Origin of the sequence: Citrobacter sp. HN-141 (assembly GCF_033341895.1) — a bacterium.
Lineage (GTDB): Bacteria > Pseudomonadota > Gammaproteobacteria > Enterobacterales > Enterobacteriaceae > Citrobacter.
Genome location: NZ_JAWPBF010000001.1, coordinates 294,877 through 316,762, shown reverse-complemented (window position 1 = coordinate 316,762; position 21,886 = coordinate 294,877). Strand labels below are relative to the sequence as shown.

The 21,886-nt window shown below is 53.4% G+C and carries 18 protein-coding genes; 14 read left to right on the top strand and 4 right to left on the bottom strand.

Annotated elements, in window-relative coordinates; genetic code table 11:
• Positions 1-60 precede the first annotated feature (60 nt).
• Entirely contained in the window at positions 61-660 is a 600-nt protein-coding gene (gene yfbR / locus RYZ59_RS01470) for a 5'-deoxynucleotidase (RefSeq protein ID WP_137384161.1), read from the bottom strand.
• An 83-nt stretch (positions 661-743) separates the two neighbouring features.
• The gene (gene alaA, locus RYZ59_RS01465) at positions 744-1,961 is read right to left on the bottom strand and encodes an alanine transaminase AlaA (protein WP_318044402.1); all 1,218 of its coding nucleotides are present in this window, start codon (positions 1,959-1,961) and stop codon (positions 744-746) included.
• A gap of 925 nt (positions 1,962-2,886) precedes the next feature.
• Between alaA and lrhA the strand changes: the two genes are divergently transcribed.
• The 14 genes from lrhA (at position 2,887) to nuoN (ending at position 19,812) form a co-directional block, all read left to right on the top strand.
• Positions 2,887-3,825 (top strand): transcriptional regulator LrhA, encoded by a 939-nt coding sequence (lrhA, locus tag RYZ59_RS01460; RefSeq protein WP_005129482.1) that lies wholly within the window; start codon positions 2,887-2,889, stop codon positions 3,823-3,825.
• A gap of 626 nt (positions 3,826-4,451) precedes the next feature.
• Positions 4,452-4,895 (top strand): NADH-quinone oxidoreductase subunit NuoA, encoded by a 444-nt coding sequence (nuoA, locus tag RYZ59_RS01455; RefSeq protein ID WP_040230134.1) that lies wholly within the window; start codon positions 4,452-4,454, stop codon positions 4,893-4,895.
• 15 nt (positions 4,896-4,910) lie between these two features.
• Positions 4,911-5,573, top strand: a complete 663-nt coding sequence (nuoB, locus tag RYZ59_RS01450) for an NADH-quinone oxidoreductase subunit NuoB (protein WP_003028075.1) — start codon at positions 4,911-4,913, stop codon at positions 5,571-5,573.
• 211 nt (positions 5,574-5,784) lie between these two features.
• Positions 5,785-7,587, top strand: coding sequence for an NADH-quinone oxidoreductase subunit C/D (gene nuoC, locus RYZ59_RS01445; protein WP_318044399.1), 1,803 nt, complete (start codon positions 5,785-5,787; stop codon positions 7,585-7,587).
• Between the two features lie 2 nt (positions 7,588-7,589).
• Positions 7,590-8,090 carry an NADH-quinone oxidoreductase subunit NuoE gene (nuoE, locus tag RYZ59_RS01440; RefSeq protein WP_003028069.1) on the top strand — a complete coding sequence of 167 codons (501 nt, stop codon included), beginning with the start codon at positions 7,590-7,592 and terminating at the stop codon, positions 8,088-8,090.
• Entirely contained in the window at positions 8,087-9,424 is a 1,338-nt protein-coding gene (gene nuoF, locus RYZ59_RS01435) for an NADH-quinone oxidoreductase subunit NuoF (protein ID WP_137384159.1), read from the top strand. Before nuoE ends, nuoF begins: the two co-directional genes overlap by 4 nt.
• A 183-nt stretch (positions 9,425-9,607) precedes the next feature.
• Positions 9,608-12,334 (top strand): NADH-quinone oxidoreductase subunit NuoG, encoded by a 2,727-nt coding sequence (nuoG, locus tag RYZ59_RS01430; protein ID WP_318044396.1) that lies wholly within the window; start codon positions 9,608-9,610, stop codon positions 12,332-12,334.
• A complete protein-coding gene (gene nuoH, locus RYZ59_RS01425; RefSeq protein WP_003028063.1) occupies positions 12,331-13,308 on the top strand; it encodes an NADH-quinone oxidoreductase subunit NuoH in 978 nt (325 codons plus the stop codon). Before nuoG ends, nuoH begins: the two co-directional genes overlap by 4 nt.
• Before the next feature lie 14 nt (positions 13,309-13,322).
• Positions 13,323-13,865 carry an NADH-quinone oxidoreductase subunit NuoI gene (gene nuoI / locus RYZ59_RS01420; RefSeq protein ID WP_005129470.1) on the top strand — a complete coding sequence of 181 codons (543 nt, stop codon included), beginning with the start codon at positions 13,323-13,325 and terminating at the stop codon, positions 13,863-13,865.
• Positions 13,866-13,876: 11 nt separating this feature from the next.
• Positions 13,877-14,431 carry an NADH-quinone oxidoreductase subunit J gene (nuoJ, locus tag RYZ59_RS01415; protein WP_003028059.1) on the top strand — a complete coding sequence of 185 codons (555 nt, stop codon included), beginning with the start codon at positions 13,877-13,879 and terminating at the stop codon, positions 14,429-14,431.
• Positions 14,428-14,730, top strand: coding sequence for an NADH-quinone oxidoreductase subunit NuoK (nuoK, locus tag RYZ59_RS01410; protein WP_006683663.1), 303 nt, complete (start codon positions 14,428-14,430; stop codon positions 14,728-14,730). The genes nuoJ and nuoK overlap by 4 nt, the downstream gene beginning before the upstream one ends.
• Positions 14,727-16,568: an NADH-quinone oxidoreductase subunit L gene (gene nuoL / locus RYZ59_RS01405; protein WP_318044394.1), complete on the top strand. Its 1,842-nt coding sequence runs from the start codon at positions 14,727-14,729 to the stop codon at positions 16,566-16,568. Before nuoK ends, nuoL begins: the two co-directional genes overlap by 4 nt.
• A gap of 250 nt (positions 16,569-16,818) precedes the next feature.
• Complete coding sequence (gene nuoM, locus RYZ59_RS01400; protein WP_005129465.1) at positions 16,819-18,348, top strand: NADH-quinone oxidoreductase subunit M; 1,530 nt, start codon at positions 16,819-16,821, stop codon at positions 18,346-18,348.
• Positions 18,349-18,354: 6 nt separating this feature from the next.
• Positions 18,355-19,812, top strand: a complete 1,458-nt coding sequence (nuoN, locus tag RYZ59_RS01395; RefSeq protein WP_137384155.1) for an NADH-quinone oxidoreductase subunit NuoN — start codon at positions 18,355-18,357, stop codon at positions 19,810-19,812.
• A gap of 58 nt (positions 19,813-19,870) precedes the next feature.
• Here nuoN and RYZ59_RS01390 read toward each other — a convergent pair whose 3' ends face one another.
• Positions 19,871-20,875 carry a chemotaxis protein gene (locus RYZ59_RS01390; RefSeq protein ID WP_318044389.1) on the bottom strand — a complete coding sequence of 335 codons (1,005 nt, stop codon included), beginning with the start codon at positions 20,873-20,875 and terminating at the stop codon, positions 19,871-19,873.
• A 64-nt stretch (positions 20,876-20,939) separates the two neighbouring features.
• The gene (gene rbn, locus RYZ59_RS01385; protein ID WP_318044388.1) at positions 20,940-21,857 is read right to left on the bottom strand and encodes a ribonuclease BN; all 918 of its coding nucleotides are present in this window, start codon (positions 21,855-21,857) and stop codon (positions 20,940-20,942) included.
• Between the last annotated feature and the right edge of the window lie 29 nt (positions 21,858-21,886).

Here is a 21,886-nt window from a genome sequence, read left to right as displayed (position 1 = left end):
GCTTGTAGGCCGGATGGCGACGTAAACGTCTTATCCGGCCGACATAACGTCGCCGCAAACTTACAGCGGTGAATCCTGACTGATTTCATCCAGCGACAGATGGAAGCTTGGGACAAAGACCGCTAAAAAATAGTCCATCTCTTCACTACGCCGTGACTCCAGCGTTTTTTCCAGCCGTGTTTTTGCCAGCAGAAACTCGTTGTTACCGGCCGAAAGCTCTTCCAGACATTTCAGATAGGCGCACAGGGCATCGGCCTGCTTCACAATCGATCTCTCTTCATCGCTGCTGGCGTGCTCATCAATTAATGGCGCAAAGATATCGCGTAATTCATCCGGAACCATATCGACCAGCTTCTGCTGGGCAATTTTCTCAATGGCTTTATATTCCTGAGCAATTTGTGAGTTGAAGTATTTTACCGGGGTAGGGAGGTCGCCGGTCAGTACTTCGGAAGCGTCGTGGTACATCGCCAGTAGCGCGATGCGCTCTGCGTTAACCTGACCACCAAATTTCCGGTTCTTAATCGCGGCCAGTGCATGGGCGACCATGGCGACCTGCAGGCTATGTTCGGAGACGTTTTCGGTGCGTACGTTACGCATCAGCGGCCAGCGGTTGATGAGCTTCAGACGGGATAAGTGGGCAAAAAAGTGGCTCTGCTTCATAACGACCCTTACTCTGTGACTTCAGTAACGGTATTTTGCGCAGAGAGTGCTACCGGATGCAAACCCGGTAGCACTTTGCATGATTACAGCTGGTGATAACCGGACAGGAAACGCTCAAACTTGCTCAGCGACATTTCAATATTATCAATACGCGGTAGCGTGACGATACGGAAGTGATCCGGCCACGGCCAGTTGAATGCGGTGCCCTGGACCAGCAGGACTTTTTCCTGCAGCAGGAAATCGAGTACCATTTTCTGGTCATCATGAATATTGAAGCGTTTGGCATCAATTTTCGGGAACATATACAGCGCGCCGCGCGGTTTCACACAGGAAACGCCCGGAATATCATTAAGTAATTCCCAGGCCCGGTTGCGCTGTTCATACAAACGTCCGCCTGGCATGATAAATTCGCTGATGCTCTGGTAGCCACCCAGCGCGGTTTGAATGGCGTGTTGCGCCGGGACGTTGGCACACAGGCGCATTGAGGCCAGCATTTCAAGACCTTCAATATACCCTTTGGCATGTTTCTTCGGTCCGTTCAGTACCATCCAGCCCTGACGGAAACCAGCAACACGATAGGTTTTTGACAGGCCGTTGAAGGTAATCGTCAGCAGGTCCGGGGCCATTGCCGCAATTGAGTGATGCTCGGCATCATCATAGAGAATTTTGTCATAAATCTCGTCAGCAAAGATAATGAGGTTGTTCTGGCGAGCAATCTCAACAATCTCCATCAGCAACTCTTTGGAATAGACGGCGCCGGTAGGGTTGTTTGGGTTGATGATGACGATCCCACGCGTGCGCGGGGTGATTTTTGCCCGAATATCATCAAGGTCCGGGAACCAGTCTGAAGATTCATCACACAGGTAGTGCACGGCATTACCGCCAGAGAGCGATACTGCCGCTGTCCACAGCGGGTAATCAGGTGCAGGAACCAGCATTTCGTCCCCACTGTTCAGCAACGCCTGCATCGCCTGAACGATTAATTCAGAAACGCCGTTACCGATATAAATGTCCTCCACGGTAACATCGCGCATCCCGCGGGCCTGGTAATGCTGCATGATCGCTTTGCGGGCTGAATAAAGACCTTTTGAATCGCAATACCCTTGTGCGGTAGGCAAGTTGCGTATCACATCGACCAGAATTTCATCTGGTGCTTCAAACCCGAATGGCGCAGGGTTGCCGATGTTGAGTTTCAGAACTTTATTGCCTTCTTCTTCCAGGCGCTTTGCTTCCTTCAGAACCGGGCCACGAATGTCATAACAGACATTTTCTAATTTGCTGGATTTTTCAATGGGGGACATGAATCTTGACCTTTTTAGCTGTGAATGCCACTCCCTGCCGTGGAAGTCAGCACAGAACAATGTACTCCCCCGACGGTGAGTTTTGAAGGGTCTTTAGTAGAAGATTTCGAAAGTTGCGAGGTTATAATTAACTGGTAATAACTAAATAATGAATTTAATATAGAATTATAATCTTGATATTTTGTATTTTATGGTTATATATTTCGCGGTGGCGACTTGGATGTGGTGATTTGTTTGGCTGAAAATAGTGGGATGTGCAAAGCGGTGCGCGGTCTGCAGTATCTGCTGTATTGCGCGATTCGAAAATACTGAGGTTTGAGCCTGACAAACTGTTATCGGCCTGATCTGACAACGGCGCGGTGTGAATCTATTGTTAAGTATAATTAATGAATGGTGGCATTCTTAATTAATTATTATTTAATATTTAAACAGGATTTATTGAACGCGTTAATAATACGAAAACCACTAGTCTGAGTTAACACCTTTTTGCTTCGATTAATTCGCGATAACACTTATAAATATAGTGGTTTTAGGTTAAGATAAGTCCCATGAAATGGTACGCAACTTGTGTTTTGCGATAATTCTAATGTTAGTTGAGAGTTTCTAACATACTGAAAAGTTAGTTTTTAATGTGTAAATTAGTGTTCGTTAACTATTTTTTAAATTTACAAAGTTTACATGTTTTCCATTAGTCAGAATCATCCAATAGCTAAAAAGTGACTCTTTCTCGTTGCTATATTCCGATGAGTACCACGGGTATTAAATAGCGCTGAAGAGGAATTGTTTCGTTTGTTAAAGCAAATACATCCTTATTTTCACCCGGTTACACTTGGTGAAACGGCGAGGGAGGTCCATTACAAATGGAGTTGTTTGTTTCTGAATGCACAGCATTAACCCGGTATGACCCGCGAGTAAGTGAAAAATTATGATAAATGCAAATCGTCCGATAATTAACCTCGACCTCGATCTGCTGAGAACCTTCGTTGCTGTTGCCGATCTGAATACCTTCGCGGCTGCGGCAGCTGCGGTATGTCGCACTCAGTCTGCGGTGAGTCAGCAAATGCAACGCCTCGAACAACTAGTGGGGAAAGAGTTGTTCGCGCGCCATGGACGTAACAAACTACTGACCGAGCATGGGATTCAGCTGTTGGGTTACGCCAGAAAAATATTGCGTTTTAATGATGAGGCATGCTCATCATTGATGTTTAACAATCTTCAGGGAGTGTTAACTATTGGCGCTTCTGATGAGTCAGCGGATACCATCCTTCCTTTTCTGCTGAACCGGATAAGTTCGGTTTATCCGAAGCTTGCGCTGGATGTCAGAGTGAAACGTAACGCCTACATGGTGGATATGCTGAAGTCACAAGACGTTGATCTGGTGGTAACAACCAACCGGCCAGGCGATTTTGAGTGTCTGAATCTGCGTACCTCACCGACGCACTGGTATTGTGCGGCCGAGTATATTTTACAAAAAGGTGAACCGGTGCCGCTGGTGCTGCTGGACGATCCGAGTCCGTTCCGCGATATGGTGCTGGCAACGCTGAACGCTGCGCAGATCCCGTGGCGTCTGGCCTATGTTGCTTCAACATTAGCGGCTGTGCGTGCGGCGGTGAAGGCGGGGTTGGGCGTGACTGCCCGTCCAGTAGAAATGATGAGCCCGGATTTACGCGTACTGGGCGCGGCGGACGGATTGCCACCGTTGCCGGAAACAGAGTACTTGCTGTGCTGCGACCCTGCCTCACAAAATGAGCTGGCTCAGGTGATCTTTAAGTCGATGCAGACCTATCAAAATCCGTGGCAATACAACCAGTTTACCCCTGAAGGGGGAGATGATTCGCTGATTGTTGAGGGCGACTTCGAGTGATGTACCATAAATAATCGTTATAAAATGTAAGTGCAAAAAAGAGTCGCTGGTGATGAAAAAACATCCAGTGGCTCTTTTTTTATGCAAATAATGGTCGGAGATGCCATTTTGTATACCAAAACTTAACAAAATCAGTAGGTAAAAAAGCCACCCACAGATAGTGCAAAAAATAATCACTCGAGGCGCTATTCATTTCCATGTTAAAAAACTAGAGAAATTGTTGCTGTTTTTTATGGTGAATTAACAAAAGCGTGTCACAGATCAAGAAAATACTCCCATTTAGGGGGAGGCATCTGTGCGAATTCCTGTCAAAATAGACGTGTATTATCTTTTTTACTTCACAACGGACACGATTCAACAACATTGAAAATGACTGATGATGCGATCGAAATTAGTCTAAAGAGCACTTTATGTTAATGAAGTTGGAACGGTGTAAAATAATGTGAGGAAACTTTTGTTAAAGTTGACAAAAGGTTATAGAAAGGAGTAAAAAACCCCATCAATTGGCTGTATAAATGATTTTCTACAGTGATTGTAAGGTTTTTTTTATTCCTCCCCATGAATCGATGTGGCGTTCATCTGCCGAAAAGAGCAGAGAATTTGGCGCTACTTTTGATGAGTAAGCAATGAGTATGTCAACATCCACTGAAGTCATCGCTCATCACTGGGCATTCGCTATCTTTCTTATTGTCGCCATTGGCCTGTGCTGCCTGATGCTCGTCGGCGGTTGGTTTTTAGGTGGTCGCGCACGCGCGAGATCTAAAAACGTGCCGTTTGAATCAGGTATCGACTCGGTCGGCACCGCCCGCTTGCGCCTGTCTGCCAAGTTTTATCTGGTAGCCATGTTCTTCGTTATCTTCGACGTTGAAGCGCTGTATCTGTTCGCATGGTCAACTTCTATCCGTGAAAGCGGTTGGATTGGCTTTGTGGAAGCTGCAATTTTTATTTTTGTGTTACTGGCAGGTCTGGTTTATCTGGTGCGTATTGGCGCGCTGGACTGGACGCCCGCGCGTTCACGCCGCGAGCGTATGAACCCGGAAACGAACAGTATCGCTAATCGTCAACGCTAACCGCGAGGCATTAAGATGGATTATACGCTCACCCGCATAGATCCTAACGGTGAGAACGACCGTTACCCCCTGCAAAAACAGGAGATCGTAACCGACCCCCTGGAGCAAGAAGTTAACAAAAACGTGTTTATGGGCAAGCTGCATGACATGGTTAACTGGGGCCGTAAAAACTCAATTTGGCCATACAACTTTGGCCTTTCCTGCTGCTACGTAGAGATGGTGACCTCGTTTACCGCCGTGCATGACGTGGCCCGTTTTGGTGCGGAAGTTCTGCGTGCATCACCGCGTCAGGCTGACCTGATGGTCGTAGCCGGAACCTGCTTTACCAAAATGGCCCCGGTTATTCAGCGCCTCTACGATCAGATGCTGGAACCTAAATGGGTTATTTCCATGGGCGCATGCGCCAACTCCGGCGGTATGTACGATATCTACTCGGTAGTGCAGGGCGTTGATAAATTTATTCCGGTAGATGTGTACATCCCGGGATGCCCGCCGCGTCCAGAAGCGTACATGCAGGCACTGATGCTGCTGCAAGACTCCATTGGCAAAGAACGCCGTCCGCTCTCCTGGGTGGTTGGCGATCAGGGCGTTTATCGCGCCAATATGCAGTCAGAACGCGAGCGTAAACGCGGCGAACGTATTGCTGTAACGAATCTTCGTACACCAGACGAGATTTAATTTGCGCCTGTCGGCAGCAACATTGCGCTTCGTGAACTATTAGACATACACAAAATCATTCAAGGTGTATCAAGGCGGCAACTGAGCGAATCCCCTGGATCTTACATCAGTAAGTGATTGGGGTGAGGGAAGGCAGCCAACACCGAGATAGCTTGAAGGATGAAGTGGATAAACAGCGCGAAGCACTGCCGACTACCACGAACCATTTGCAATGGTGAACAATATGACCGACTTAACCGCGCAAGACGCTGCATGGCAAACACGGGATCACCTCGATGACCCGGTCATTGGCGAACTGCGCAACCGTTTTGGGCCGGATGCCTTTACCGTTCAGGCGACTCGCACCGGGGTACCCGTTGTCTGGGTCAAGCGTGAACAGTTACTCGAAGTTGGCGATTTCTTAAAGAGACTGCCGAAACCTTACGTCATGCTGTTTGACTTACACGGCATGGACGAACGTCTGCGTACGCACCGCGAAGGGTTACCCGCCGCGGATTTTTCCGTTTTCTATCACCTGATCTCCATTGAACGCAATCGCGATATCATGCTCAAGGTGGCATTGTCTGAAAACGACCTGCGCGTACCGACTTTCACCAAACTGTTCCCGAACGCCAACTGGTATGAGCGTGAAACCTGGGAAATGTTTGGCATCGATATCGAAGGCCACCCACACCTGACGCGTCTGCTGATGCCGCATACCTGGGAAGGCCATCCGCTGCGTAAAGACTACCCGGCACGCGCCACTGAATTCGATCCGTTTGAGCTGACCAAAGCCAAGCAGGATCTGGAGATGGAAGCGCTGACCTTCAAACCGGAAGACTGGGGCATGAAGCGTAGCACCGAAAATGAGGACTTCATGTTCCTCAACCTCGGTCCTAACCACCCGTCTTCACACGGTGCGTTCCGTATTGTCCTGCAGCTTGATGGCGAAGAAATCGTCGACTGCGTGCCTGACATCGGCTACCACCACCGTGGCGCTGAAAAGATGGGTGAGCGTCAGTCCTGGCACAGTTATATTCCGTACACTGACCGTATCGAGTACCTCGGCGGCTGCGTGAACGAAATGCCATACGTGCTGGCAGTCGAAAAGCTGGCGGGCATTACCGTACCGGATCGCGTGAACGTGATTCGCGTCATGCTCTCTGAACTGTTCCGCATCAACAGCCACCTGCTGTACATCTCCACGTTCATTCAGGACGTCGGCGCAATGACCCCGGTATTCTTCGCCTTTACCGACCGTCAGAAAATCTATGACGTTGTCGAAGCGATCACCGGTTTCCGTATGCACCCGGCCTGGTTCCGTATCGGTGGTGTCGCACACGATCTGCCACGCGGGTGGGACAAACTGCTGCGTGACTTCCTCGACTGGATGCCGAAGCGTCTGGATTCCTACGAGAAAGCTGCACTGCGCAACACCATCCTGAAAGGCCGTTCGCAGGGTGTTGCCGCATATGGCAAAAAAGAAGCGCTGGACTGGGGCTGTACCGGTGCTGCGCTGCGTGCGACGGGTATTGATTTTGACGTGCGTAAATCACGTCCGTACTCTGGTTATGAGAACTTTGACTTTGAAGTACCGGTTGGCGGCGGTGTATCCGACTGCTATACCCGCGTGATGCTGAAAGTGGAAGAGCTGCGCCAGAGTCTGCGCATCCTTGAGCAGTGCCTCAATAACATGCCGGAAGGCCCGTTCAAAGCGGATCACCCGCTGACCACGCCGCCGCCGAAAGAGCGCACGCTGCAACATATCGAAACCCTGATCACCCACTTCCTGCAGGTTTCGTGGGGCCCGGTTATGCCGGCGAACGAGTCCTTCCAGATGGTGGAAGCGACCAAGGGTATCAACAGTTACTACCTGACCAGCGATGGCAGCACCATGAGTTACCGTACTCGTATCCGTACCCCGAGTTATGCGCACTTGCAGCAGATCCCGGTAGCAGTACGTGGCAGCCTGGTGTCCGACCTTATCGTCCATCTGGGTAGTATCGATTTTGTTATGTCAGATGTGGACCGCTAATTATGCACGAGAATCAACAACCACAAACCGAGGCTTTTGAGCTGAGTGCGGCTGAGCGTGAAGCGATTGAGCACGAGAAGCACCACTACGAAGACCCGCGTGCGGCGTCCATTGAAGCGCTGAAAATCGTTCAGAAACAGCGTGGCTGGGTGCCGGATGGAGCGATCTACGCGATCGCTGACGTGCTGGGTATCCCGGCAAGCGACGTCGAAGGTGTTGCGACATTCTACAGCCAGATCTTCCGCCAGCCGGTCGGTCGCCACGTGATCCGCTATTGCGACAGCGTCGTGTGCCATATCAATGGCTACCAGGGGATCCAGGCTGCGCTTGAGAAAAAACTCAACATCAAGCCGGGGCAGACGACCTTTGATGGTCGCTTTACGCTGTTGCCGACCTGTTGCCTGGGGAACTGCGACAAGGGGCCGAACATGATGATCGATGAAGATACTCATGCTCACCTGACCCCGGAAGGCATTCCCGAACTGTTGGAGCGGTATAAATGAAAGACATTATCCGTACTCCCGAAACGCATCCGCTGACCTGGCGTCTGCGTGATGATAAACAGCCGGTCTGGCTGGACGAATACCGTAGCAAGAACGGCTACGAAGGTGCGCGTAAGGCCCTGACCGGGCTGTCACCGGACGAAATCGTTAATCAGGTAAAAGACGCTGGCCTGAAAGGGCGCGGCGGCGCGGGCTTTTCCACCGGTCTGAAATGGAGCCTGATGCCGAAAGACGAATCCATGAACATCCGTTACCTGCTGTGTAACGCCGATGAAATGGAGCCGGGCACCTATAAAGACCGCCTGCTGATGGAACAGCTGCCGCACCTGCTGGTGGAAGGCATGCTGATCTCCGCGTTTGCGCTGAAAGCGTACCGTGGTTACATCTTCCTGCGCGGTGAGTATATCGAAGCGGCTGTGCATCTGCGCCGTGCGATTGCCGAAGCGACCGAAGCCGGTCTGCTTGGTAAAAACATCATGGGCACCGGTTTCGATTTCGAACTGTTCGTGCACACCGGGGCAGGGCGTTACATCTGCGGTGAAGAAACCGCACTGATCAACTCCCTCGAAGGTCGCCGTGCTAACCCACGTTCCAAACCGCCGTTCCCGGCAAGCTCTGGCGCATGGGGTAAGCCGACCTGCGTAAACAACGTCGAAACGCTGTGTAACGTACCGGCTATCCTCGCCAACGGCGTGGAGTGGTACCAGAATATTTCGCAGAGCAAAGACGCGGGCACCAAGCTGATGGGCTTCTCCGGTCGTGTGAAGAATCCTGGCCTGTGGGAACTGCCTTTCGGCACTACCGCGCGTGAGATCCTCGAAGATTACGCGGGCGGTATGCGCGATGGCCTGAAGTTCAAAGCCTGGCAGCCGGGCGGGGCGGGTACTGACTTCCTGACCGAAGCACACCTCGATCTGCCGATGGAATTCGAAAGCATTGGTAAAGCAGGCAGCCGTCTGGGTACCGCGCTGGCGATGGCGGTTGACCACGAGATTGGCATGGTTCCTCTGGTGCGTAACCTCGAAGAGTTCTTTGCCCGCGAGTCCTGCGGCTGGTGTACGCCGTGCCGTGACGGTCTGCCGTGGAGTGTGAAAATTCTGCGTGCGCTGGAGCGTGGCGAAGGCCAGCCAGGGGATATCGAGACACTTGAGCAACTGTGTCGTTTCCTCGGCCCGGGTAAAACCTTCTGTGCACACGCACCGGGCGCGGTTGAACCGCTGCAGAGCGCCATTAAATATTTCCGCGAAGAATTCGAAGCTGGCATTAAGCAGACTTTCAGCAATACCCACGTAATTAGTGGTATTCAGCCGAACCTGCTGAAAGAGCGCTGGTAAACGTTTTACGCGAAAGCATTCAAGATGCGTCAAGGCGGCAACCGAGAGAATCCCTGAGCTTACTAAAGTAAGTGACTGGGATGAACGAGGGAAGCCAACGCCGAGGCAGCTTGAAGGATAAAGCGGAAAAGAAATTCGATTAACGCTTGGTCACTGACTAAGCCAACTGGAAGCATGCTGACTATGGCTACGATTCATGTAGACGGCAAAGAATATGAGGTCAACGGAGCGGACAACCTGCTGGAAGCTTGTCTGTCTCTCGGCCTTGATATTCCATACTTTTGCTGGCACCCGGCGCTTGGGAGCGTCGGTGCTTGCCGCCAGTGTGCGGTGAAGCAATATCAAAACGCGGAAGATACGCGTGGTCGCCTGGTGATGTCATGTATGACACCGGCTACCGAAGGCACTTTTATTTCTATCGACGACGAAGAAGCGAAGCAATTCCGTGAAAGCGTGGTGGAATGGTTGATGACTAACCACCCACACGACTGTCCGGTCTGTGAAGAGGGGGGTAACTGCCACCTTCAGGATATGACCGTTATGACCGGTCATAGCTTCCGTCGCTACCGCTTTACTAAGCGTACTCACCGCAATCAGGATCTGGGGCCATTCATCTCTCACGAAATGAACCGCTGCATCGCCTGCTACCGCTGCGTGCGTTACTACAAAGATTATGCGGACGGCGCGGATCTGGGCGTCTATGGCGCACATGACAACGTCTATTTCGGTCGTCCGGAAGACGGTACGCTCGAGAGCGAATTCTCCGGTAACCTGGTAGAAATCTGCCCGACCGGTGTGTTCACTGATAAAACGCACTCCGAGCGTTATAACCGTAAATGGGACATGCAGTTTGCGCCGAGCATCTGCCAGCAGTGTTCCATCGGCTGTAACACCAGCCCGGGTGAGCGTTACGGCGAACTGCGTCGTATCGAAAACTGTTACAACGGTACCGTTAACCACTACTTCCTCTGCGACCGTGGTCGTTTTGGCTATGGCTACGTGAACCTGAAAGACCGTCCGCGTCAGCCGGTCCAGCGCCGTGGCGATGATCTGATCACCCTGAACGCTGAGCAGGCGATGCAGGGTGCGGCAGATATTCTGCGTCAGTCGAAGAAAGTGATCGGCATCGGCTCCCCGCGTGCCAGCGTTGAAAGCAACTTCGCGCTGCGTGAACTGGTGGGTGCGGATAACTTCTATACCGGTATCGCCCAGGGTGAGCAGGAACGTCTGCAACTGGCGCTGAGCGTGCTGCGTGACGGCGGTATTCATACCCCGGCTCTGCGCGAAATCGAATCTTACGACGCGGTCCTGGTGTTGGGTGAAGATGTCACCCAGACCGGGGCGCGTGTTGCGCTGGCTGTGCGTCAGGCTGTGAAGGGGAAAGCGCGTGAAATGGCAGCGGCACAGAAAGTGGCCGACTGGCAAATCGCCGCAATCCTTAACATTGGCCAGCGTGCCAAACACCCGCTGTTCGTTACCAACGTCGATAACACCCGTCTGGATGATATCGCGGCATGGACCTACCGTGCACCGGTTGAAGATCAGGCGCGTTTAGGTTTCGCTATCGCCCATGCGCTGGATAACAACGCACCGGCGGTTGACGGCATCGGCCGTGACCTGCAGAACAAAATTGACGTTATCGTTCAGGCACTGGCCGGGGCGAAGAAACCACTGATTATTTCCGGCACCAACGCCGGTAGCGCCGAAGTGATTCAGGCTGCTGCTAACGTGGCGAAAGCACTGAAAGTCCGCGGTGCTGATGTGGGGATCACCATGATTGCCCGCTCTGTTAACAGCATGGGCCTGGGTATGATTGGCGGTGGTTCCCTTGACGATGCGCTGACCGAGCTGGAAACAGGTCGTGCTGACGCCGTTGTGGTGCTGGAAAACGATTTGCATCGTCATGCTTCAGCGACTCGCGTAAATGCTGCGCTGGCGAAAGCGCCGCTGGTACTGGTCATTGACCATCAGCGTACGGCTATTATGGAAAACGCTCATCTGGTGCTTTCCGCCGCAAGCTTCGCCGAAAGCGATGGTACGGTGATTAACAACGAAGGCCGCGCCCAGCGTTTCTTCCAGGTTTATGATCCGTCCTACTACGACAGCAACACTATCATGCTGGAAAGCTGGCGCTGGCTGCATTCGCTGCACAGCACCGTGCAGAGCCGTGAAGTGGACTGGACGCAGCTCGACCACGTTATCGACGCGGTCGTTGAGAAGTTGCCGCAGCTGGCGGGTATCAAAGATGATGCGCCGGACGCAACCTTCCGTATCCGTGGACAGAAACTGGCGCGTGAACCGCACCGCTACAGTGGTCGTACCGCAATGCGCGCTAACATCAGCGTGCACGAGCCGCGCCAGCCGCAGGATAAAGACACCATGTTCGCCTTCTCGATGGAAGGGAACAACCAACCGTCTGCGCCACGTTCACAAATTCCGTTTGCCTGGGCACCAGGCTGGAACTCCCCACAGGCGTGGAACAAGTTCCAGGATGAAGTGGGCGGTAAACTGCGTCATGGCGATCCGGGCGTGCGTCTGATTGAAGCATCTGAAGGTGGCCTGGATTACTTCACTACCGTTCCGGCGAGCTTCCAGGCTCAGGATGGTCAGTGGCGTATCGCACCGTACTACCATCTGTTTGGTAGTGATGAAATGTCCCAGCGTGCACCGGTCTTCCAGACCCGCATGCCGCAGCCCTACATCAAACTCAACCCGGCAGATGCCGCGAAGTTGGGTGTCAATGCCGGCACGCGCGTTTCTTTCAGCTACGATGGCAACACGGTTACACTGCCGGTTGAAATCGCCGAAGGATTAACGGCAGGGCAGGTTGGTTTGCCGATGGGTATGCCTGGCATCGCGCCGGTTCTGGCAGGTGCGCGTCTTGAGGATCTGCAGGAGGCACAACAATGAGTTGGATTACACCCGATCTGATTGAGATCCTGCTGAGCATTCTCAAAGCGGTGGTGATCCTGCTGGTGGTGGTCACCTGCGGGGCATTCATGAGCTTTGGCGAACGTCGTCTGCTGGGTCTGTTCCAGAACCGTTACGGACCGAACCGTGTTGGCTGGGGCGGTTCGCTCCAGCTGGTTGCGGACATGATCAAGATGTTCTTTAAAGAAGACTGGATCCCGAAATTCTCGGATCGCGTCATCTTTACCCTGGCACCAATGATCGCCTTCACCTCGCTGCTGCTGGCCTTTGCTATTGTGCCGGTGAGTCCGAACTGGGTGGTTGCTGACCTGAACATCGGGATCTTGTTCTTCCTGATGATGGCAGGCCTTGCGGTCTACGCGGTGCTGTTCGCCGGCTGGTCCAGTAACAACAAATACTCTCTGCTCGGTGCGATGCGTGCGTCTGCGCAGACGCTGAGCTACGAAGTGTTCCTCGGATTGTCCCTGATGGGCGTGGTGGCACAGGCCGGTTCATTTAACATGACCGACATCGTCAACAACCAGGCTGATATCTGGAACGTTATTCCGCAGTTCTTTGGTTTTGTCACCTTTGCCATCGCGGGCGTGGCGGTGTGCCACCGTCACCCGTTTGACCAGCCAGAAGCCGAGCAGGAACTGGCCGACGGTTACCACATTGAATATTCCGGTATGAAATTCGGTCTGTTCTTCGTGGGTGAGTACATCGGTATCGTCACCATTTCTGCGCTGATGGTTACCCTGTTCTTCGGTGGCTGGCATGGCCCGTTCTTACCGCCATTCGTCTGGTTCGCGCTGAAAACCGCGTTCTTCATGATGATGTTCATTTTGATTCGTGCGTCGTTACCGCGTCCTCGTTATGACCAGGTAATGTCCTTCGGCTGGAAAGTCTGTCTGCCGCTGACGCTCGTCAACTTGCTGGTAACGGCGGCTGTCATTCTCTGGCAGGCGCAATAAGGGACACAAAGACCATGACCTTAAAAGAATTGTTAGTAGGCTTCGGCACCCAGGTACGTAGTATCTGGATGATCGGCCTGCATGCGTTCGCCAAACGCGAAACGCAGATGTACCCGGAAGAGCCGGTCTATCTACCGCCCCGTTTTCGTGGTCGTATCGTTTTGACCCGTGATCCAGACGGTGAAGAGCGCTGCGTTGCCTGTAACCTGTGTGCGGTAGCGTGTCCGGTTGGCTGTATCTCTTTGCAAAAAGCAGAGACTAAAGACGGCCGCTGGTATCCGGAGTTTTTCCGCATTAACTTCTCACGCTGCATTTTCTGCGGCCTGTGCGAAGAAGCCTGTCCGACTACGGCTATTCAGCTGACTCCAGATTTCGAGCTGGGTGAGTACAAGCGCCAGGACCTGGTTTACGAGAAAGAGGATCTGCTGATCTCCGGTCCGGGCAAATACCCGGAATATAACTTCTACCGGATGGCAGGTATGGCAATCGACGGCAAAGATAAAGGCGAAGCAGAGAACGAAGCCAAGCCTATCGACGTCAAGAGCCTGTTACCGTAAGGAGAGGGGCAATGGAGTTCGCTTTTTATATCTGTGGCCTGATAGCCATTCTCGCAACCTTGCGGGTGATCACCCACACCAATCCGGTACACGCGTTGCTGTACCTGATTATTTCGCTGCTGGCGATTTCTGGGGTGTTCTTCTCGTTAGGCGCTTACTTCGCCGGTGCGCTGGAAATTATCGTCTACGCGGGCGCCATCATGGTGCTGTTCGTGTTCGTGGTAATGATGCTCAACCTCGGTGGTTCTGAAATTGAGCAGGAACGCCAGTGGCTGAAACCGCAGGTGTGGATTGGTCCGGCGATTCTGTCGGCTATCATGCTGGTGGTTATTGTTTACGCCATTCTGGGCGTTAACGATCAGGGCATCGACGGCACGCCAATTAGCGCGAAAGCAGTCGGTATTTCCCTGTTCGGACCGTATGTACTGGCGGTTGAACTGGCTTCGATGCTGCTGCTGGCGGGTCTGGTTGTGGCCTTCCACGTGGGGCGCGAAGAGCGTTCCGGTGAAGTGCTGAGCAATCGCACTGATGACCGCGCGAAAAGAAAAACGGAGGAGCACGCATGATCCCCTTACAACATGGACTGATCCTCGCGGCTGTCTTATTCGTACTGGGTTTAACTGGTCTGGTTATCCGCCGCAATCTGCTGTTTATGCTGATCGGGCTGGAAATCATGATTAACGCCTCCGCACTGGCCTTCGTGGTCGCCGGGAGCTACTGGGGCCAGACCGATGGTCAGGTGATGTACATTCTTGCCATCAGCCTCGCGGCTGCTGAAGCGAGCATTGGACTTGCGCTGTTGCTGCAACTTCATCGCCGTCGCCAGAACCTGAACATCGATTCAGTAAGTGAGATGCGTGGATGAACATGCTTGCCTTAACCATTATTCTGCCATTTATTGGCTTTGTATTACTGGCGTTTTCTCGTGGCCGTTGGTCAGAGAATCTGTCCGCAATCGTGGGCGTCGGGTCGATTGGCCTGGCGGCGCTGGTGACTGCGTTTGTTGGTGTTGACTTCTTTGCCAATGGTCAACAGGCCTACAACCAGCCGCTGTGGACGTGGATGTCGGTCGGCGACTTCAACATCGGTTTTAACCTGGTGCTGGACGGCCTGTCGCTGACTATGCTCTCGGTGGTAACCGGCGTTGGTTTCCTGATCCACATGTTCGCCTCCTGGTACATGCGCGGTGAAGAGGGCTATTCTCGTTTCTTCGCCTACACCAACCTGTTTATCGCCAGCATGGTGGTTCTGGTGCTGGCGGATAACCTGCTGCTGATGTACCTCGGCTGGGAAGGTGTGGGCCTGTGCTCCTATCTGCTGATTGGTTTCTACTACACCGATCCGAAGAATGGCGCTGCGGCAATGAAAGCCTTCGTGGTAACCCGCGTGGGTGACGTATTCCTGGCATTCGCGCTGTTCATCCTCTACAACGAGCTGGGTACGCTGAATTTCCGCGAAATGGTGGAACTGGCGCCTGCGCACTTTGCAGACGGTAACAACATGCTGATGTGGGCAACCCTGATGCTGCTGGGCGGTGCGGTTGGTAAATCTGCACAGCTGCCGTTGCAGACCTGGCTTGCTGATGCGATGGCCGGCCCGACGCCTGTCTCTGCGCTTATCCACGCCGCGACGATGGTTACCGCCGGTGTCTACCTGATTGCACGTACCCACGGTCTGTTCCTGATGACCCCGGAAATTCTGCATCTGGTAGGGATTATTGGTGCTATCACGCTGGTGCTGGCAGGGTTTGCCGCGCTGGTCCAAACCGACATCAAACGCGTTCTTGCGTACTCCACCATGAGCCAGATTGGTTATATGTTCCTGGCTCTCGGCGTACAAGCGTGGGATGCGGCTATTTTCCACCTGATGACGCACGCCTTCTTTAAGGCGCTGCTGTTCCTGGCATCCGGTTCGGTTATCCTGGCCTGCCATCACGAACAGAATATCTTCAAGATGGGCGGCCTGCGTAAGTCTATTCCGCTGGTGTATCTCTGCTTCCTGATCGGTGGCGCGGCACTGTCGGCTCTGCCGCTGATTACCGCTGGCTTCTTCAGTAAGGATGAGATTCTGGCCGGTGCGATGGCGAACGGTCATATCAATCTGATGGTTGCAGGTCTGGTCGGTGCGTTCATGACCTCTCTGTACACCTTCCGTATGATTTTCATCGTGTTCCACGGTAAAGAACAAATTCACGCTCACGCAGGGAAGGGGATTACCCATCATCTGCCGCTGATTGTGCTGATGATCCTGTCCACCTTCGTTGGTGCGCTGATTGTGCCGCCGCTGCAGGGTGTACTGCCGGCAACGACCGAGCTGCCGCATGGTCGTGTCATGACGCTGGAAATTACCTCCGGTATCGTCGCGATTGCAGGCATCCTGATCGCAGCATGGCTGTGGCTGGGTAAACGCACGCTGGTGACGTCGATTGCCAACAGTGCGCCGGGCCGCCTGCTGGGTACCTGGTGGTATAACGCCTGGGGCTTTGACTGGCTGTACGACAAAGTGTTCGTCAAGCCGTTCCTGGGTGTTGCCTGGTTGCTGAAACGCGATCCGCTGAACGCAATGATGAACATTCCGGCTATCCTTTCCCGCTTTGCAGGTAAAGGCCTGCTGTTAAGCGAGAACGGTTATCTGCGCTGGTATGTCGCATCAATGAGCATCGGCGCCGTCGTTGTGCTGGCACTGTTGATGGTACTGCGTTGAGTTTGTTGGCTGGATGAACGATTGCCGGATGGCGCTTCGCTTATCCGGCCTACAAACCCAAAATAATTTTTAGAATTCGTTGAAAATCTGTTCCTGAAGTACAGGCGTCATCGGCGAAGTCAGACCGAATACCGCCAGCGCAGAGCAACCGGAGCGTACTGAAGCACGTGAGGATTGCGAGCACTGCCGGGATTTGGGCTGACGAGTGAGATAGCCTGAGCAGGAGTAAATATAAGGGACATACTTAGCTATGTTATTACCCTGGTTGATATTAATCCCCTTTATCGGTGGCTTCCTTTGCTGGCAGACCGAACGCTTTGGCGTGAAGGTGCCGCGTTGGATAGCGCTGATTACCATGGGACTGACGCTGGCGCTTGGCCTGCAGCTGTGGTTGCAGGGCGGCTATTCACTGACGCAATCCGCTGGCATTCCGCAGTGGCAGTCTGAGTTTATCCTGCCGTGGATCCCGCGTTTCGGCATCTCTATTCACTTAGCAATCGACGGTTTATCGCTGCTGATGGTAGTGCTGACCGGTCTGCTCGGTGTTCTGGCGGTACTGTGCTCCTGGAATGAAATCGAAAAATACCAGGGCTTCTTCCACCTGAACCTGATGTGGATTCTGGGCGGCGTTATCGGCGTGTTCCTTGCCATCGACATGTTCCTGTTCTTCTTCTTCTGGGAAATGATGCTGGTGCCGATGTACTTCCTGATCGCGTTGTGGGGGCATAAAGCCTCTGACGGTAAAACGCGTATCACGGCGGCGACCAAGTTCTTCATTTATACCCAGGCGAGTGGTCTGGTGATGTTGATTGCCATCCTGGCGCTGGTGTTTGTGCACTATAAAGCGACCGGCGTGTGGACCTTCAACTATGAAGAGCTGCTGAATACTCCGATGTCCCACGGTGTGGAATATCTGCTGATGCTGGGCTTCTTCATCGCGTTTGCGGTGAAAATGCCGGTGGTTCCGCTGCACGGCTGGTTGCCGGATGCCCACTCCCAGGCGCCGACGGCAGGTTCCGTTGACCTGGCGGGGATCTTGCTGAAAACCGCGGCTTACGGTCTGCTGCGCTTCTCTCTGCCGCTGTTCCCGAACGCGTCGGCTGAGTTTGCACCTATCGCAATGTGGCTGGGCGTTATCGGTATCTTCTACGGCGCGTGGATGGCCTTTAATCAGTACGATATCAAACGTCTGATCGCTTACACCTCCGTATCGCACATGGGCTTCGTACTGATTGCTATTTACACCGGCAGCCAGCTGGCGTACCAGGGTGCTGTTATCCAGATGATTGCGCACGGTCTGTCCGCAGCCGGTCTGTTCATTCTGTGTGGTCAGCTGTACGAACGTCTGCACACGCGTGATATGCGTATGATGGGCGGCCTGTGGGGCAAAATGAAATGGTTGCCTGCACTGTCTATGTTCTTCGCAGTGTGTACGCTGGGTATGCCGGGTACAGGTAACTTCGTTGGCGAATTTATGATTCTGTTCGGCAGCTACCAGGTGGTTCCGGTCATTACCGTGATCTCGACCTTTGGTCTGGTGTTTGCCTCTGTGTACTCGCTGGCGATGCTGCATCGCGCTTACTTTGGTAAGGCGAAAAGCCAGATTGCCAGTGTTGAACTGCCAGGGATGTCGCTGCGTGAGCTGTTTATCATCCTGTTGCTGGTTGTGCTTCTGGTACTGCTTGGCTTCTATCCGCAGCCGATTCTGGATACCTCGCATTCTGCGATGAGCAACATCCAGCAGTGGTTTGTTAATTCCGTTACTACTACAAGGCCGTAAATCGCCATGACAATAACTCCACAACACCTGATTGCGCTGCTACCGCTGCTGATCGTCGGCTTGACGGTGGTGGTTGTGATGCTCTCCATTGCGTGGCGACGCAATCACTTCCTCAATGCCACGCTGTCGGTCATTGGGCTTAACGCCGCGCTGGTTTCGCTCTGGTTTGTTGGCCAGGCGGGCGCCATGGACGTCACCCCGCTGATGCGGGTTGACGGTTTCGCTATGCTCTACACCGGGCTGGTGCTGCTGGCGAGCCTTGCCACCTGTACCTTCGCTTACCCGTGGCTGGAAGGCTACGACGACAACCGGGAAGAGTTCTACCTGCTGGTGCTGATTGCCGCGCTGGGTGGAATTCTGCTCGCCAATGCTAACCATCTGGCGGCGCTGTTCCTTGGTATTGAGCTGATCTCTTTGCCGCTGTTTGGCCTGGTCGGTTATGCGTTCCGTCAGAAACGTTCGCTGGAAGCCAGTATCAAGTACACCATCCTGTCTGCCGCAGCGTCTTCCTTCCTGCTGTTTGGTATGGCGCTGGTGTACGCACAGTCCGGCAACCTGTCGTTCGTTGCACTTGGTAAGAGCCTCGGCGACGGTATGCTGCATGAGCCGCTGCTGCTGGCGGGCTTCGGTCTGATGATCGTGGGCCTCGGCTTCAAACTTTCGCTGGTTCCGTTCCATCTGTGGACGCCAGACGTATACCAGGGTGCTCCAGCCCCGGTTTCCACCTTCCTGGCGACGGCGAGCAAAATCGCTATCTTCGGCGTGGTGATGCGTCTGTTCCTGTACGCGCCGGTTGGCGACAGCGAAGCGGTACGTATCGTGCTGGGTATAATTGCCTTTGCGTCCATCATCTTCGGTAACCTGATGGCGCTGAGCCAGACCAATATCAAACGTCTGCTCGGTTACTCTTCCATCTCTCACCTCGGTTACCTGCTGGTGGCGCTGATTGCCCTGCAGAGCGGCGAGATGTCAATGGAAGCGGTAGGCGTGTATCTGGCCGGTTATCTGTTCAGCAGCCTTGGCGCGTTCGGTGTGGTCAGCCTGATGTCCAGCCCGTACCGTGGTCCGGATGCAGACTCTCTGTTCTCCTATCGCGGCCTGTTCTGGCATCGTCCGATCCTCGCGGCAGTGATGACGGTGATGATGCTGTCTCTGGCGGGTATCCCGATGACGCTGGGCTTTATCGGTAAATTCTACGTACTGGCTGTCGGTGTGCAGGCCAACTTGTGGTGGCTGGTTGCTGCTGTGGTGGTCGGTTCCGCGATTGGTTTGTACTACTACCTGCGCGTTGCAGTAAGCCTGTACCTGAGCGCACCGCAGCAACTGAACCGCGATGCACCGTCTAACTGGCAGTACAGCGCGGGCGGTATCGTGGTGCTGATCTCCGCACTGCTGGTGCTGGTGCTGGGTATCTACCCACAACCGCTGATCAGCATCGTGCAGCTGGCGACGCCGCTGATGTAAGCGACACGCTGAAACGAAAAAACCCGCCTCGGCGGGTTTTTTTATGCGGGCAAGGCTATCAGGCGGAAAGCTGACGGCTCACCAAAGGACCGCTAACATCTTTTGCTGCACGCTCCATCACTTCCTGAATCACAGATGATAATTCGTTGACCTCGAATTTTGCCACGTAGCCATCGGCCTTCACCCGGCGGACGTGATCTTCGTTGGCGCTACCGGACAGTGAAGAGTGGATGACAACCGGGATCTTCTTCAGACGTTCGTCGGTTTTAATCTTACGGGTCAGTGTGAAACCGTCCATCTCCGGCATTTCCAGATCTGTAAGCACCAGGGCGATTTTCTCGCTGACAGGCTTACCCTCCGCCTGAGCCTCTGCGGAGAGTTGCTGAATTTTGTCCCAGGCATCTTTGCCCGTGACATGCATCAGATGCGGAATTTCCATCGCGTTCAGTCCTTTCTCCAGCATCGCCCGGGCAACTTTGGAGTCTTCCGCAACAATGGCTACCGCACCTGGCGTGATATTGAATTTGCTGGTTTTCAGGTCGGTTGCGCGTAAATCGTGGTTGGACGGCACAATGTCATACAGGATCTGTTCGACATCAAGCACCAGCGCCAAATTGTTGGTTTCTTTGTCGTCGTCCAGACAAGCAATACTGGTGATGTAGCGACCATTGACGGCTTTCTCCGCAGTGTGCACCTGCTGCCAGTCGAGGCGCATAATGTTCTCTACTGACTCCACCGCAAATGCCTGTACGCTGCGGGCGTACTCGGTGATCAACAGGATATTAAGCCCGGTTTCGGGTTTACACCCGGCGACAGCAGGCAGGTCGATCACCGGGATCACCTGGTCCCGGATATTCACCATGCCTAACAGCGGAGCCTTCATGCCGGCAGGGCGAGTAAATGTTGGCATCGGAACGATTTCACGGAGTTTGAAAACGTTGATGCCAAACAGCTCTGATTTCTGCTCTTCAACCGACTTGCCGAGGCGAAATAGCAGCAGCTCAAAGCGGTTCGACAAGGTTAGATTGGTCCTGTCATCAATATCTTTCTGGAAATTGTTCATCCTGTCCTCAGTGTGAAAACCAGCCTTTCCACTGTTATCGGCATTGAGGCGGAAAAATAAAGCGTTAAACGGTGAAAATGGCGAAATCGTGAGCCAGTTCCGTTGCCGGGAACAGCGCTCTGCACTCTTCAAGTAGCCGCTGGCAGCCTTTTGCATCGTAGCGTGAGCTGACGTGGGTCATGATGAGTCTGCCCACACCGGCGTCCCGTGCCAGCTGTGCGGCCTGCCGGGTGGAGCTGTGCCCGCGGCTGTTGGCTTTTTCCTCCATTGACGAATCCAGCGTGGTTTCATGCACCATCACGTCCACCCCTTTTGCCAGTTCGATAGCGCTCGCACAGGGCCCGGTATCACCGAAAATGGCGACGGACTTTCCCTTGATTGCCGGGGCGAGAAAATCGGCCCCGTTAATGGTGCGCCCGTCTTCCAGCTCGATAGTTTTTCCCGCTTTAAGATCCTGAAAACAAGGGCCTGGTTTAACGCCCGCCGCTTTGAGCGCGTTGGCATCAAGCGCGCCGGGTTTGTCGTGTTCTTCAACACGAAAACCGTAGCACTCCAGCGGATGTTCCAGTCGAAACGCGGTCACTTTGCGCAGGCCGTCATCCACAACCTCACCGGCGGTAATTTCTACAATATCCAGCGGGTAATCGGTCCAGGAACCGCTCAGTCGCAGGGCTGTTTCGGTAAATTCCCGTAATCCCTTCGGACCATAAAGCGTCAGCGGCTGGACGTTTCCGGCCATTGAACGGCTGCACAGCAGCCCAGGCAAACCAAAAAGGTGATCGCCATGCAGATGACTGATAAAAATACGATCAAGTTTGCCCGGGTTGAACGAGGTGCTAAGCATTTGATGCTGCGTCCCTTCGCCGCAATCAAAAAGCCACAAACCTGCCTGAGTAGGGTGTTGCAGATTCAGTAATATTGCCGTTACATTGCGAGAACGTGTGGGAACTCCCGCAGACGTACCTAAAAATAGTAATTCCATCTTTACGTTACACTTTTCGCCATCAATGA